The organism is Spongiibacter sp., from assembly GCF_041602295.1.
Lineage (GTDB): Bacteria > Pseudomonadota > Gammaproteobacteria > Pseudomonadales > Spongiibacteraceae > Spongiibacter.
Window position 1 is genome coordinate 1 of sequence record NZ_JBFIGO010000001.1, and the last position, 15,003, is coordinate 15,003.

General features: G+C 57.0%; 15 protein-coding genes and 1 pseudogene. 6 read left to right on the forward strand and 10 right to left on the reverse strand.

The window, feature by feature from the left end; translation table 11 throughout:
- Positions 1 to 90: pseudogene (locus ABYM29_RS00005) on the forward strand (LexA repressor); the annotation flags it as partial.
- 4 nt (positions 91 to 94) lie between these two features.
- Positions 95 to 520, forward strand: coding sequence for a hypothetical protein (locus ABYM29_RS00010; RefSeq protein WP_372860537.1), 426 nt, complete (start codon positions 95 to 97; stop codon positions 518 to 520).
- Positions 521 to 553: 33 nt separating this feature from the next.
- Here ABYM29_RS00010 and ABYM29_RS00015 read toward each other — a convergent pair whose 3' ends face one another.
- The 5 genes from ABYM29_RS00015 to ABYM29_RS00035 all read right to left on the reverse strand — a co-directional run bounded on the left by ABYM29_RS00015 (position 554) and on the right by ABYM29_RS00035 (position 4,873).
- A complete protein-coding gene (locus ABYM29_RS00015; RefSeq protein ID WP_372860538.1) occupies positions 554 to 808 on the reverse strand; it encodes a hypothetical protein in 255 nt (84 codons plus the stop codon).
- 79 nt (positions 809 to 887) lie between these two features.
- Positions 888 to 1,367 carry a DUF6586 family protein gene (locus ABYM29_RS00020; RefSeq protein WP_372860541.1) on the reverse strand — a complete coding sequence of 160 codons (480 nt, stop codon included), beginning with the start codon at positions 1,365 to 1,367 and terminating at the stop codon, positions 888 to 890.
- An 11-nt stretch (positions 1,368 to 1,378) separates the two neighbouring features.
- Positions 1,379 to 4,051, reverse strand: coding sequence for a type I DNA topoisomerase (gene topA, locus ABYM29_RS00025; RefSeq protein ID WP_372860543.1), 2,673 nt, complete (start codon positions 4,049 to 4,051; stop codon positions 1,379 to 1,381).
- Between the two features lie 103 nt (positions 4,052 to 4,154).
- A complete protein-coding gene (locus ABYM29_RS00030) occupies positions 4,155 to 4,406 on the reverse strand; it encodes a DUF1653 domain-containing protein (protein WP_372860545.1) in 252 nt (83 codons plus the stop codon).
- 14 nt (positions 4,407 to 4,420) lie between these two features.
- On the reverse strand, positions 4,421 to 4,873 hold the full coding sequence (locus tag ABYM29_RS00035) for a hypothetical protein (protein WP_372860547.1): 453 nt from the start codon (positions 4,871 to 4,873) through the stop codon (positions 4,421 to 4,423).
- A gap of 88 nt (positions 4,874 to 4,961) precedes the next feature.
- Here ABYM29_RS00035 and ABYM29_RS00040 point away from each other — a divergent pair, with 88 nt between their 5' ends.
- On the forward strand, positions 4,962 to 5,393 hold the full coding sequence (locus ABYM29_RS00040; protein WP_372860548.1) for a universal stress protein: 432 nt from the start codon (positions 4,962 to 4,964) through the stop codon (positions 5,391 to 5,393).
- Position 5,394: 1 nt separating this feature from the next.
- On the opposite strand, the gene ABYM29_RS00045 is transcribed toward ABYM29_RS00040, so the two are convergent.
- Positions 5,395 to 7,302: an ATP-binding cassette domain-containing protein gene (locus ABYM29_RS00045; protein WP_372860550.1), complete on the reverse strand. Its 1,908-nt coding sequence runs from the start codon at positions 7,300 to 7,302 to the stop codon at positions 5,395 to 5,397.
- 72 nt (positions 7,303 to 7,374) lie between these two features.
- Between ABYM29_RS00045 and ABYM29_RS00050 the strand changes: the two genes are divergently transcribed.
- Positions 7,375 to 9,315, forward strand: coding sequence for a transglycosylase SLT domain-containing protein (locus tag ABYM29_RS00050; protein ID WP_372860552.1), 1,941 nt, complete (start codon positions 7,375 to 7,377; stop codon positions 9,313 to 9,315).
- Positions 9,316 to 9,318: 3 nt separating this feature from the next.
- Here ABYM29_RS00050 and ABYM29_RS00055 read toward each other — a convergent pair whose 3' ends face one another.
- The 3 genes from ABYM29_RS00055 to ABYM29_RS00065 are packed head-to-tail and all read right to left on the reverse strand — an operon-like array spanning position 9,319 to position 11,718.
- Positions 9,319 to 10,116: an MOSC domain-containing protein gene (locus tag ABYM29_RS00055; RefSeq protein WP_372860555.1), complete on the reverse strand. Its 798-nt coding sequence runs from the start codon at positions 10,114 to 10,116 to the stop codon at positions 9,319 to 9,321.
- Entirely contained in the window at positions 10,113 to 10,358 is a 246-nt protein-coding gene (locus ABYM29_RS00060) for a glutaredoxin family protein (RefSeq protein WP_372860557.1), read from the reverse strand. The genes ABYM29_RS00055 and ABYM29_RS00060 overlap by 4 nt, the downstream gene beginning before the upstream one ends.
- Before the next feature lie 58 nt (positions 10,359 to 10,416).
- A complete protein-coding gene (locus ABYM29_RS00065; RefSeq protein ID WP_372860560.1) occupies positions 10,417 to 11,718 on the reverse strand; it encodes an ammonium transporter in 1,302 nt (433 codons plus the stop codon).
- Positions 11,719 to 12,091: 373 nt separating this feature from the next.
- Between ABYM29_RS00065 and ABYM29_RS00070 the strand changes: the two genes are divergently transcribed.
- A complete protein-coding gene (locus tag ABYM29_RS00070; protein WP_372860562.1) occupies positions 12,092 to 12,994 on the forward strand; it encodes an IclR family transcriptional regulator in 903 nt (300 codons plus the stop codon).
- A 21-nt stretch (positions 12,995 to 13,015) separates the two neighbouring features.
- Positions 13,016 to 13,801, forward strand: a complete 786-nt coding sequence (locus ABYM29_RS00075; protein WP_372860565.1) for a TrmH family RNA methyltransferase — start codon at positions 13,016 to 13,018, stop codon at positions 13,799 to 13,801.
- A 24-nt stretch (positions 13,802 to 13,825) separates the two neighbouring features.
- Here ABYM29_RS00075 and ABYM29_RS00080 read toward each other — a convergent pair whose 3' ends face one another.
- A complete protein-coding gene (locus ABYM29_RS00080) occupies positions 13,826 to 15,001 on the reverse strand; it encodes a VWA domain-containing protein (RefSeq protein WP_372860567.1) in 1,176 nt (391 codons plus the stop codon).
- Positions 15,002 to 15,003 lie beyond the last annotated feature (2 nt).

Here is a 15,003-nt window from a genome sequence, read left to right on the forward strand (position 1 = left end):
CCTGATTACCCCCCTATTGAGGTAGATCTACGCGAACAAGATTTCGCCATCGAAGGCCTCAGTGTTGGCGTATTACGGCGCGGGAGTTAAAGAAATGGCACTTATTGAGCAAAGCTCTCTGTTCGACAGCCCTGACGAATCATTGACCAAACCCACGGCGTCGGGCTGCATCACCGAAATCTGCCTCAGCAGCCAAGCGCATCTGTCACGCACCTTGCTGGCAGCAATGCTCATGCAACTCAGCAACCACTCGGATCAGCGCTGGCTATGCTGGGTAGCTGACCGACCACTGAAACCCCTGCTCGATGCCAACAGCCAATATCGCGGTCAACGCATTTTGCAGGTTGTCGCCAATGGCGGCAGCCTGTGCAGGATCGCTGCCAGAGCACTGGAGAGAGGGAAAAGTCATACTGTCGCTATCTTGCTGAACCAGGCGCTCAGCCCCGCAGAACAGCAACTGCTGGAAGATGCCGCCCAAGCCGGTAATGCCGAGTGCTTGCTGATTCGCCTACAGGACTGAAAGCCGCCCCACGATGGCAGAGCGGAGAAGAGATTAATGTACCGTTCTGGACTGGGGCACTAGCTCGCTGAGCTCGTCCTCATCATCGACAAGCTCTTCGCTGACCACTTGAGCCGCTTCCAGGCCGGCCTGTACCATCGCCCTAGCGATTTCCAAACAGGAGCCGGAAATCTGCTCGCGCGCCTTGCCTGAGAAGCGGATCATCACCAAAGGCTGCTCATCGCCCTCAGAGCGCTGCAGCACGATATCACCATTTGCCAATTCAACCAGTTCTAAATAAGACAGCACAGAGTTTCCCTTGTTTACATCGCCAAACATCGACGTTTACGCAAGTGTACCAAACCCCGCTGTCACTAAGCCAATATGCTCAGTATTCCTGCAAGGTGCTGCGATGACGAGTCACCGTCTCATTGAGGAACTGCCGGCAATCTTCAGCGCGCTGCCAATCGTCGTCTGCGTCGGCTGAGACACTGCTTATCAGAGCGGGATTGTACTCTCGCGCCGCGGCCGGCGGCTTAATAAAGGTGTAATCCATCAGCCATTGCAGGTGGCGATCGTGAATTTCGCGATCGGCCAGTTCGGCAATTTCAGGCGGGTGCTCAACCTTAGCCAAGCCCCCCGCACTGAGTCGCCCGGAGGAAAGCGGTTGACTAAAGCGCGGCTGCTGAAACAACAGATCGGCCAGATGGGCCTCATACGCCAGACGCAGTTGCCACAGCGCTGACTCGACATTTGCCCGTCGAAAATGCCCGCCCCACTGCTGTTCATCACCGTCACGCGCCTGCTGCAGGTATTGATCGGCAAAGTACAGGTGCAAATTACACTGGCCGCGATAGCTCTCAGACATAGCCCAGCCCCTTAAGACTTCTTCGCTGTGGCTTTTTTAACAGCCTTCTTTGCCTTGACCCTAGCCACCCATTTGCCACCTTCGTAGAACGCCGACCAGCCACTAGGCTTGCCTTCGACCTCGGACTGCACGTACTGCTCCTTGGTTTTTCGACTGTAGCGGATCACCGTATCCCGACCTTCGTCATCCTCAGCCGGCGCGGAAAACAGAAAGCCATACTTGGGATCGACTTCCTGCTGGTGAGGCAGTATTTCTTTGACTTTAGGTGCCCGAGTTTCGCGATTCTTGGGAAAACCACTGGCGGCCAAAAAGAGCCCGGAAGCGCCATCACGCAGCACATAATGGTCGTCAACCTTATCGCAGCGCAGCTCTGGCATCGGCACCGGATCCATTTTTGGCGGCGCCGCCTCGCCACTGCGCAGCAGTTTCCGGGTATTTTTACAACTCTCACTGGTGCAGCCAAAGTACTTGCCGAAACGACCGGTCTTCAGTTGCATATCGGCACCGCACTTGTCGCATTCGATCAACGGACCATCGTAGCCCTTAACCTTGAAAGCGCCCTGCTCGATCTCATATCCACTGCAGTCCGGATTGTTACCGCAAATATGCAGTTTGCGACTTTCGTCGATCAGGTAACTTTCCATCGCGGTATTGCACAGTTTGCAGCGGTGCATGCTGCGCAACACCCTTGACTCCGCCTCGTCGTCCTCGGCGTCAATACTGATGAACTCTTCGCCGGGCACGAGGTTAATGGTCTGCTTGCAGCGTTCCTTGGGAGGGAGTGCATACCCCGAACACCCCAAAAAGACCCCGGTACTCGCCGTTCGAATTTGCATATTCCGGCCGCATTTCGGACAGGGAATATCGGTTTCCGTGGGCTGATTATTGCGCATACCGCCGTCTGCGGCCTCGGCTTTTTCCAGCGTGGCGCGGAAGTTGGCGTAAAAGTCATCGAGTAGCGATGTCCAGTTTTTATCGCCAGACGCCACGCTGTCCAGCGACTCTTCCATGCGCGCGGTAAAGCTGTAGTCCAACAAATTACTAAAACTTTCCACCAGTCGGTCAGTGACAATGTCACCCATTTTTTCAGCGTAAAAGCGCCGGTTTTCAACCTTCACATAACCGCGGTCTTGAATGGTCGAAATAATGGAAGCATAGGTAGAGGGCCTGCCAATACCGCGTTTTTCCAATTCTTTTACCAGGGCCGCCTCGCTGTAGCGTGGCGCCGGCTTAGTGAAGTGCTGACTGGGATCAACTTTGACCAGTGTTAACTCATCACCCACTTTGACATCGGGTAATTCCTGATCCTCTTCTTTCTTACTGCTCGCTGGCGGCTGGATCTTCATAAAGCCATCGAAGCGCACGACACGGCCGCGGGTACGCAGTTCAAACTCTCCGGCCTTAACGGTAATCGAGGTGCTGGTGAATTCGGCTGGCGCCATTTGACAGGCGACAAACTGCCGCCAAATCAGCGTATACAGCCTTTCGGCATCGCGCTCCATACCCGACAATTGCGTCGGCTCAACATTGACATCCGAGGGGCGAATCGCCTCGTGGGCCTCCTGGGCACCATCTTTGCTCGAATAGCGCAGCGGTGTATCGGGAAGATACTTGGCGGCAAACCGCTCGCCAATATAGCTCCGACAGGCCTCAACGGCATCGTTGCTCAGATTGGTCGAGTCTGTACGCATATAGGTGATATAACCCGCCTCGGAGAGGCGCTGGGCCAGCATCATGGTCTTCTTCACACCAAAGCCGAGGCGTGTACTGGCCGCCTGCTGCAATGTCGACGTGATATAGGGGGCGCCGGGCTTGCTAGTGGTCGGCTTATCTTCCCGCGCGGCAACCCTGAAAGCGGCCGCCTGTAACGCCGCTACCGCCGCCATCGCGGTTTTTTCATTATCGGGACGGAAATTCTCGCCGCCTTGCTTTTTCACCTCAAGGCGCAAGCTGCCGGCCTTCGCCTTGTTATCGGTGTGAATCTGCCAGTACTCCTCTGGCACAAAAGCGCGAATTTCCTTCTCGCGTTCCACAATCAAGCGCACCGCTACCGACTGCACCCGACCGGCACTGAGGCCTCGAGCAATCTTTGCCCACAGCAGTGGGGACACCATATAGCCCACTACACGGTCGAGGAAGCGCCTCGCCTGCTGGGCATTGACGCGATTGATATCCAACTCGGTCGGATCGGAGAAGGCCTCTTTGATCGCCTTTTTGGTAATTTCATTAAATACCACGCGCCGATATCGAGACTGATCACCGCCAATCGCCTCGCGTAGATGCCAGGCGATCGCCTCTCCCTCGCGGTCAAGGTCCGTTGCGAGATAAATGGTATCGGCATCGGCGGCCAGCTTTTTCAGCTCACTGACCACTTTTTCCTTGCCGGGTAAAATCTCATAGCGGGCTTTCCAGCCCTTCTCGGGATCCACACCCATTCGCGCAACGAGCTGCTCGCGGGCCTTTTTCTTTTTGTGCCGGGCTTTTTCATCCGGCGACATTTTGCGGGTCAAGGCCGCCGCTTTGGCGCGTTCCTTGGGATCAGCGGCAGTGCTTTTACTGCTACCGCTAGTGGGAAGGTCCCGGATATGGCCGACACTGGACTTCACAACAAAATCCGAACCCAGATACTTGTTGATCGTCTTGGCCTTGGCCGGCGACTCCACGATTACCAGAGATTTACCCATATTACCCTTTGTACAAAATGCGAATGTATGACGCGTGAACGACGAGGCGACATATATAAGTGTTCAATCCCCGGGGGTCAAGGCTGGACTCAACAATGACAGCCTAAATATCCGCTGCCGAGTCATCGCCTGCGGCGTCGACCAACACAAAGCGCGGCTGCACAAGGCCCTGACTAACCACACTCTCGGTAAACATTGACAGCGGTCGCACCCACAGTTCACCGGCGCCGTATAGCGGGCGATAGACCACCAGATACTCTTCGGTTTCACTGTGGCGAGCCACACCGTAAACCTGATACTCCCCTCCTTTATAGTGTCGATAACGACCCGGCGCCAGTGCGCGTTCTTCAACCACAACCTTCACTCCTGTTATTCAGCAACCAGTTCCGCAAGAATCGCCGCCAAATTATCGACCGCAGCGACATCGGCATTGGCTTCTCGCCAAAAAATACGAATCCTCCTCTCCCCCGCCTCAACGACAATGGCATCGGTCGGCAGGCGATCACGCAATGCGGCCAGTTGGCGCTCGCGCTCTAGGGGTGGCGCCGGCACATCGTCCTCAGCGCCATCTAACCACCAGCGCCAGCGCTCTCCCGCCCGCGATTTCGGCAGATTCATACTGTAAGCAAGACCATTTTGTTCGGCCTCACGACGCACACGCTGCCGGCGGTTCTGGGGCAACACCATAATCTGTACCGCCACCCCGAGTTCTCTGGCACGCTCGCGAAGCTGCACCTGTCGGCGCTGCCTAGGGCTCGGGATAATCCACAATATCGGCGCTAACATAAACGCCAAAACCGCCGTTGCTATGACCCAGAACATGGTAATCCTCGATTTTTGGTGCACACTCATTGCTGAGCACATGCTATAAACAACAAGAAACAAAGCCCGATTTGGGCAAGGAGGCAACATGGCGAATTACCAGCGCATCCTCACGGCTATCGACCTCTCCGATGAAGCCATCCCCGTGTTACAAAGAGCTGCTGCCATGGCCCGCCAACACCAGGCCGAACTGCACCTACTGCACGTCGTCGAACCGCTGAGCTTAGCCTATGGCGGCGATATTCCCATGGACTTCTCAGGCATACAGGAAGAGTTACAGCAACAAGCTCAGGACAGCCTCAAAAAATACGCTGACCGCTATAAAATCGCCGACAACCACCGCCACCTGCAGATGGGGCGCCCCGAAGCGCAGATTCACGAACTCTGCGAAGAACTGGAGTGCGACTTGATTGTGGTCGGCAGCCACGGCCGCAAGGGCTTGGCCCTGTTGCTCGGTTCCACCGCCAACGCCGTACTGCATGGCGCCAAATGCGATGTCCTGGCGGTGCGTGTCGGCTAGATCAGTCGCCAGCCGCCTCCGACAACACCATCCAGCGCTCCATGCAGGCATCCAATGTCTGCTGCAGCGCGCTGAGTTTCTCCAGCGTTTCGGCAATGGTGGCGGCATCGCCCTGGTAGAACTCGGCACTCGAACTCAGGGCGGCGAGCTGTGCCAGCTCTTCCTCCAGCTGTTCAATTCGCGCGGGCAGGCCGTCCAACTCACGCTGGTCCTTGTAGCTCAGTTTTTTCCGCGATGCCTTGGCGCTCACCTGCGACGCCGGCGGCATTGCGGTTTCGGCCGGCACCGCCTTTTGCTGACTCGCCGCGGCGCCAACGCTGCGCGCCCGATACGCCGCAACCTCACGATAACCGCCAATATGTTCAGAAATATGGCCATTGCCCTCGAACAGCAGGCAACTACTGGCAACGCTATCAACAAAGGCCCGGTCGTGACTAACCAGTAACACCGTGCCCTTAAAATCCACCAGCAGACTTTCCAGTAGTTCCAAGGTTTCCATGTCTAGATCGTTGGTGGGCTCATCCATCACCAACACATTGGCCGGCTGGGTGAACAAGCAGGCGAGTTGTACCCGCGCGCGCTCACCGCCAGACAACACACCAAAATGACTGCGCGCCCGCTCGGGCGTAAACAGAAAGTCGCCCAAATAGGACATGATATGGCGGTCATTACCGTTAATGCTTACCGATTCTCGGCCCTGACCGACAATATCCACCACGCGCTGATTGGGGTCGAGGCGGTCGCGCAACTGATCAAAATACGCAACCTGTAGATTGCTGCCCTGTTTGACCTCACCACTCTGCGGCGCCAACTCACCCAGTATCAAGCGCAGCAAAGTTGTCTTGCCCGCTCCATTGGGGCCGATTAGCGCCAACTTATCGCCACGGCTGAGCAGCAAATCAAAATTCTTGACCAAGTCCCGCCCCGGCACGCTGTAGCAAACGCCCTTGAGTTCGGCGACAATTTTGCCGGTCTTCGCCCCCTCGTTGACATTGAGACGCGCCACCCCCTGCTGCGCCGTGCGCTGAGCGCGCTCGCGACGCATTGCCTCCAAAGCGCGCACGCGCCCCTCATTGCGCGTACGGCGCGCTTTAATCCCCTGACGAATCCAGGTTTCTTCCTGAGCTAAACGCTTGTCAAAGAGCGCATTGTGCTCGGCCTCAACGTCCAAGTCATGTTCCCGGCGTGCCAGGTAACGCTGATAATTGCCCTCATAGCTTTTCAACACGCCGCGATCCAACTCAATAATACGGTTGGCCAAGGATTCGATCAGCGCCCGGTCGTGGGTGACAAACAACACGCAACCGGGAAAACTCTTCACACACTGCTCTAACCACAGAATCCCCTCGACATCGAGGTGGTTGGTCGGCTCGTCGAGCAACAACACATCGGGCTCGGCCACCAGTGCCCGCGCCAGCGATACACGGCGCAACCATCCCCCCGACAAGGCCGATACCGCCGCCTCTGGGTCCAAGTCCAAACGGCTCAGTGTCGATTCAATACGCTGCTGAAACCGCCAGCCATCGGCGGCTTCAATCTGCCGCTGCAAGACCTCAAGCTGCTTGAGGGCGGGCTCATCCATATCGCCGTGGGTCAGGCTGTGGTAACGACGAAGCATTCCGCCCAATTCCGCCAATCCACCCGCCACCACGTCGTAAACACTGTCATCCTCGGCAGCAAAATCTAAATTTTGCTCCATGCGCGTGATAACCACCCCAGGCTGGCGCCACATATCACCGGCATCGGCCTGTAATGACCCCTCCACCATGCGCAGTAGTGTCGACTTACCACTGCCATTACGACCCAACAGACAGACCCTGTCTCCCGCGTCCAGCTGTAGTTCGGCATTATCGAGCACGGTCTGCTGACCAATACTGTGCTGCAATTGAGTGCCGCGAATTAAAGGCATATAGTGGCTTCCATGGAGACTAGAGTTGACCACCAGGGCCGCTTAAACGGCCGAGGATATAGGCGAACAAGGATGACAAAAAGGGCTTCTCACGCGATTTTCTCGGCGCTGCTCTGCCTGTGTGCAGTCACTTCAGCATGGGCAAATAGCAGCAGCCTTGACGAACAGCGGCAAGTATATCGCGAAGCGCTGCAAGAAATCAGCCGCGGCCACAGCGAAACGGCAGAGCGAGCCCTGCCCGCCCTCGCAAACTACGCCCTGCTGCCCTACCTGGAACTCGAACTGCTCAAGGCGCAAATGCGCGACTTATCCAGCGGCACCATCGACGTCTACTTGCAACAATATCGCGACACGGTTGTCGGCCAGCGCATTCGCATTGCCTGGTTACACCAGCTGCGGCGCAACCGGGACTGGTCACAGTTTATCCGTTACTACCGGCAACAGCCGGTCCGCAGCTTGCACTGCAGCTATATAGATGCGCTCTACAACAGTGCTGAAAACGCCCCCGCAAATCGAGAAACAGCCGACCTCTGGCAAACCGGCCACTCGCTCTCAAAGGCCTGTGATAACGCGCTGCGACAGTGGCTGAGCACACTGCCACCGGCTGAATACCAGCGTCAGCACGACCAGCGCGCGCGCCTGGCCATCGCCGCAGGTAATCACCGCCTCGCCATTTACCTACTGCGCAAAGTCCCCGGCAGTGACGCCGACATCGCCTTGCTAGAGCGCCCGGAACTGCTCTACAACCGCGGTTTCACCCTGGCGGCAAATGACAACAACCGCGCACTGGTACTGCTAAGCCTTCGTCGCCTCGCCGCCCGAGACTTTGAAAAAGCCAATACCCTATGGCACCAACTGGATCGCCAACTCAACTTTAGCCGAGCGCAAAACTACGCCCTTCGCGATGCCCTGGCCCGACAAATCATTGCCAGTGATGCGGGCTATGCCAGCGATTGGATTAACGCCAACGACCCGGCCTTTGAAGACCCCTACCTCACCGAATGGCGAGTGCGCCTGGCATTAAAAAATAGCGACTGGGAAGCCGTACACCGCTATATATCACTGCTTCCCGAAGATCAGCGCAAGCAAGCAGATTGGCAGTACTGGTGGGCGCGCGCAGACATTGAAAAAAATCAGCGCTTTACCGAGCAGGCCGAGCAACGACTGCGAGAAATGGCCACAGCGCGCGGCTATTACAGCTTTATGGCCGCAGACCTTCTCAATCAGGAATACCGCCTCGGCGCCCAACGCCGCCTGGAGCCGGCACTGATCGACGAAGTCCGCCAACACAGCAGCATACTGCGCGCCCGCGAACTTTACTGGCACGGAGACTTACATAGCGCCCGTATGGAGTGGCGCCAGGGCATGCGCAGTTTAAACACAGCCGAACAAATTGCCGCCGCACAGCTGGCGCTGGACTGGCAGTGGTCTCACCAAGCCATCATGACCGCGATTCACGCCGGCGAATGGGACGACCTTGAACTGCGCTTTCCAATGGCCTACCAAACACTATTTGAGCGCACGGCGGCCCGCGAACAAATAGACTTGAAATGGATTTACGCCATTGCCCGCCAGGAAAGCGCCTTTGCCGCCGACGCCCGCTCGCCTGTGGGCGCCCGTGGCGTCATGCAAATAATGCCGGGCACGGCCCGCACGCTGGCGCGACAAATGGGCCGCCCGGCACCGGCCGGCAGCGAGCTACTGGAGCCCGACACAAACATTGCCATGGGCGGTTATTACCTGGGCCAATTGCTCAAACGCTTTAACGGCAACCGAATTCTGGCCACCGCGGCCTATAACGCCGGGCCGACCCGAGTTGAACGGGTACTGATGCGGCAGAATAGCAATATGCCCGCCGACATTTGGATCGAAAACCTACCCTACGGCGAAACCCGCGAATACATCAAAAACGTACTCGCCTTCAGCGTCGTATACGGTGAAAAACTCAAGCTCAGTAAACCGATATTGGCCCAACACGAGCGCCGCATTGAGCCGACTGACATCGGCAATTAGTGGTTAGGCCAGCGGCCTAACCACATCGCCCAGCGCGATGCTGCCGGTGCCCCGCTGAATCAGGTTCTGCCCGAACACCACCTCAGCGCCATCACTGCAGTGCTCGCGCAGCAATGCAAAGACCTCCGTTTCCCGCTCGCCACTGTGGGGTGCAATACTGGGAATAACACAGCGACTACAGGGCTTTACCACGTCAAACTCGATATTGCCCACAGCCAGTCTACGCCACTGTCGCTCAGCAAAGGCCTCGCCACCATCAACCACAAGATTAGGCCGAAATCGCGACATCTCCAGTGTTCTACCCAACTTTTCAGACAGCCAGTCAACACTGCGCTGGTGGCATAGCAAAAAAGGAAAACCGTCGGCGAAACTCACCCGGTCGCCAGGCTGGGCATAATTGAGGTCTACCTGACGATGCTCCTCGTCCGGCATATAACATAGCCGCAGCACCCTGCCCAAACGCGCCGCCAACCACTGGGCGACGGCATCGCCAGCATCGAGCCCGCGGCAATCATCCCCCCACACAACTACACTGCGCGCCGGCGCCGCTGACCCAGGAGTAGCCACCTCGATGCTGGCCGCACTATCGAGATCCACAATCGCAATACCTGACGGCGTTTCCCGCGCCTGCAAGCGACACATCATCGGCAGTTGTCGCTGACTGAGAAAACGCCCACTGTCATCCACCAGCATCCAGCGCCGATCTCCGGCCGGCCCCCAGTCGTTTACCTGTAATGTCTCACAAGCTGCACCAACCAGTGACTTCACCGGGTAGCGCCACAAACCACTGACAACCATCATCCCCCCTCCCCGTCGACAAAGGTAGATACCGCCTCGCGATCAAAGGGCCACGCCAACTCTCCGGCGGACCCCGCCAGCACCGGGATGCGTGTGCCGTAACGCTCAATCAGAGTGTCGCTGTCGGCGATATCCACCAACTCCACCTGCCAGTCGGAATGCTCAGCCAACAAGTTGGCCAGCAACTGCTCCGCACGTTCGCACAGATGACAGGCCGAGGTGCCATACAGGATCAATTCGCGCATAAATCCATTCCAAAAAAAAGCCCGGCATCGAGCCGGGCTAACGGTCAACTAAAGAACATTATAAATCGTAACCCACCTCGTTGTGACCGGTAATATCGAGGCCTTCGGATTCCTCGTCGGCGGAAACTCTCAGTCCGATTAACCCGTCTACCAGCTTGAACAGCGCGTAACTCACCGCCGCGGTGTAAACAAACGTCGCGCCAATACCGATCAACTGCACTTTAAGCTGCCCAGCGATCGACACCCCCTCTGCCAGGCCCTGGCCGCTGAACACTCCCAATTCGCTACTAGCAAAAATACCCGCCAAAAACGTACCGAGTATGCCGCCCACACCGTGTACCGGGAACACGTCCAGCGAATCGTCTATCTTCAGTACTTGCTTGATCCACAAGGTACAGTAAAAACACACGACCCCTGCGCTCAAACCGATTACCACAGCGCCAGCGGGGCCGACGTAGCCCGACGCCGGGGTAATGGTGCCCAGGCCCGCGACCATGCCGGTGACGGCGCCCAGCGCACTGGGCTTGCCATAGCGCCACCACTCGACCAAAGACCAGGTCAAGCAGCCGGTAGCCGCCGACAAATGGGTTACCAACATCGCCATGCCCGCATCGCCATTAGCCGCCAGCGCACTGCCGGCATTAAAGCCAAACCAGCCCACCCAGAGCATGCCCGCGCCAGTAAATGTCATCGTCAAATTATGTGGCGGCAAGGCTATTTGCCCAAAACCGTTGCGCGGCCCCAACACCATAGCCGCAACCAGTGCGGCGACGCCAGCGGTGATGTGCACCACCGTACCACCCGCAAAATCGAGCAGCCCCATTTCGGCCAGCCAGCCACCGCCCCACACCCAGTGGGTAATGGGCGCGTAGACAACCAGCAGCCACAGCGCAGAGAACAACATCACCGCAGAAAAGCGGATGCGCTCAGCAAAGCCGCCAATAATCAGTGCCGGCGTGATAATCGCAAAGGTCATCTGAAACATGACAAATACCGTTTCAGGAATGTCTCCGCTGAGACTGCCCTTCGTCACACCATTGAGCAGAGCCTTACCCAAGCCACCGACAAAACCATTGCCATCAGCGAAGGCCATGCTATAGCCCACGGCAAACCACAGCAGTGACGCCACACAGGTGATACTAAAGCACTGCATCAACACACTGAGGATATTTTTGCTGCGCACCAGGCCGCCGTAAAACAGCGCCAAACCCGGCAAGGTCATAAACAACACCAGAGCTGTCGAAGTGAGAATCCACGCGGTATTTGCCCCACTGATCTCGTCTGCCAAACTCAGCTGTGGCAACAGCAGCGCCAGCGCCACAAAAATGGGCATACGCGCCCTTCGTACAGGATTTTTCATTAAAACCTCCCCAATCCGGCGCGCAGCACGCACCGATTTCATGCATAAAAAACAAAATACGCACCATAAAAATGCATACGCAGCTTCAAAAAACTCCCCAACTGTTGCAGTAGCGCTTCCCCACCGCCGCCCCCAACACCCATAAACTCGTTAAAATTAAAGGTATTAAGGAAAGTAGCTCGCTAATGCCGCCATCCCTGACGCACTCTTATGATGCGCGCGAATAAATTTGCACCCTTAAAAAGCAATATTCATGCCCAAAGCCAAAATACCGCACCATTTTTATGCACTTGTGCACCATAAGGGATTCTGCAGCATTATGGGAAATATCACGTAGAATAGGTCGCCGACAACGATAACAAGAGAGCGCAGCGTGTTTTCCAAGCCAACCGCCAGAGTGCTGGCCATACTTGATCTGTTTATGAGCCACCCCAGTAAGGCCTATGGGCTAACCGAGCTAACGCGAATTTTGGGCCTGAATAAAGCGACCTGCCACGCCATCCTCAGCACAATGACCCGCTATGGTTTCCTCGCCCAAGACGGCCGTAGTAAAGCCTATCGCCTCGGCCCCAGCATCGCCGCTGCCGGTATTTCGGCGTTTGCCCAATTTCCGGCTTTGGAGTTTGCACGGCCGCGACTGGAGGAACTGAGCCAGGAATTACAATTGGGCTGTGGACTGGTGGGCCGCAGCGGAGAGCAGTTGGTGTTACTGGCTAACTACGGCATTCCCGAACCGCTGGATTTCCCCTTTCACCAAGGCCTGCGCCTACCCAATGCCGCTCCTCTGGGCGCCGCATTTATTGCTTGGTCCGCAGCCGGGAAACTCCAGCAATGGCTAAACCGCGCCCAGCAGCATCTGCCCGAGTGGGATGAGGCCCTGGACAAACGCTTGCGAATTTCCGTTATTGGCATTCGCGCCCGCGGCTTCGAAGTCACGCTGATTACCGAGGCCGAACGGCAGTGGGAGCGCGAACTGGCCAAGCCCAAGGAAAACTGGAATCTTGAAGAAGTGGCCAGCCACGCCCAACGTTACCGCGAAGCCTTGTGCAGCAATCAATACCACCTCGATCGCATCGAAGACGGGCCGCAATACCACGTTGCCAATATCGCCGTGCCGATCTTCTCTGGTGACGATGAACCCGAGCTGGTTATTTCTGCCGGCAGTATTCGCCGCCCGGTGTCCGCGCAAGATATACTCGCCATCGCCAAACGTCTGCAGCTAGCCGCCGCACAAATTAGTGACGCCGCACGCGCAACCCTTGGCTATAGCCAATAGATAGCAGGAATTCCCATCGCCATGAGCGAAGACAGCCAACACTACCTCGACAAGAAGCAATTTTTCCAGCAGCTGCTCACGATCTACGGCCGCAAACCCGTACTGGAAGCCTTACATAATCCGCAGGTCAGCCTCTATAAAGTGCACTTGGCAGACAGCAATCGCCGCGACGGTATTGTCGATCAGATTATTGCCGCCGCCGAGGCAAAGGGCGTGGAAATTGCGTGGCACGAGCGCCGTGCGCTGTCGCGAATATCCAAAAACGGCAAACAGGACCAGGGGGTGGCCGCCGATCTGCAACTGCGGGCCTACCGCCCCTGCAGCGATATCGACAGCGGCGCCCTGCGCCAACAGCCACAGAGCTTTATCGCACTCGACGGCGTCAGCAATCCGCAGAATCTCGGCATGATCGTGCGCTCGGTGGCCGCCAGCGGCATCGCCGGCCTGATCATTCCACGCAAGGGCTGCGCGGCGCTATCGCCGCTGGTGATCAAGGCCAGCGCCGGCGCGCTGTTTAACTGCCCAATGTACCATTGCGAGCAATTACTGCCCGAGCTGCGCCGCCTGCAGGCAGCTGGCGCCGAAATCGCCTGCCTGTCTTCGCACGCCAGACAATCGCTGTTTGAGCAGCCCGCCAGCCGCAGTCGAGTGTATGTGCTCGGCAATGAAACCGAGGGGGTGGGCCGCGACACGCTGGCCTTGAGTGACCGCCAATTCAAGATCCCGATGGCCAATGGCATCGAATCACTCAATGTGGCTGTCACCGCCGCCCTACTGGCTTTCGCCAGCAGTATGAGCGGCGACTAACAGTCGTACTACGTAAGCACAGACTTACTTCGCCAAATAGGCCATGGCCTCTTCGAGGCCGCCCAGCGTCATCGGGTACATATGGCCTTCCATCAGCTGCTCAACCATGCCAATCGACTGCGTCCAACTCCAGTCTTCGGGCGGCACCGGGTTGAGCCAGGCGACCTTGTCGAAGGTCTCGCGCAGGCGCTGCATCCAGCGGTCTCCCGACTCGTCATTCCAATGCTCGACACTGCCGCCGGGCTGGACAATTTCATAGGGCGACATCGAGGCGTCGCCAACAAAGATAATTTTGTAGTCCGCACTAAATTTGTGCATCACATCCAACAGCTGGATGCGCTCACTGTGGCGGCGAATATTGCTGTCCCACACCGATTCGTAAAGGAAGTTATGGAAGTAGAAATACTCCATATGCTTGAACTCGCTGCGCGCCGCCGAGAACAGCTCCTCACAGACGCGGATATGCGGGTCCATAGAGCCCCCGACATCGAAAAACAACAGCACCTTCACCGCGTTGTGGCGCTCGGGCACCATTTTGAGGTCCAGCAAGCCGGCATTGCGGGCGGTCGAGGAAATCGTGTCGTCGATATCCAGCTCATCCGCGGCACCACTGCGGGCAAACTTGCGCAAGCGCCGCAGGGCGATCTTGATATTGCGGGTGCCCAATTCGACCGAGTCGTCCAGGTCGCGAAAATCGCGGCGCTCCCAAACCTTCACCGCTTTTTTATTCCGGCCCTCACCGCCGACACGAATCCCCTCGGGATGAAAACCGCTGTGACCAAAGGGTGATGTCCCACCGGTACCAATCCATTTATTACCCCCCTGATGACGCTCTTTTTGCTCTTCGAGGCGTTTTTTAAACTCCTCGATCAGCTTGTCGAGACCACCCAGGGATTCGATCTTGGCCTTTTCTTCATCGCTGAGCTGCTTGAGAAACTCACTGCGCAACCAGTCATCGGGGATCATCGCCTCGATCACATCATCGAGGCTGGCCAGGTCATTAAAATAGCGCGCAAAGGCCGTGTCGAAACGGTCGTAGTATTTCTCGTCCTTGACCATGCACACCCGCGCGAGCTGGTAAAACTCATCGACATCCATACAGGCTAAGCGCGCTTCCAGCCCGGCCATCAAATCGAGCAATTCGCGAATACTGACCGGTACCCCGGCATTGCGAAGCCCGAAAAAAAACTGAACTAGCATGA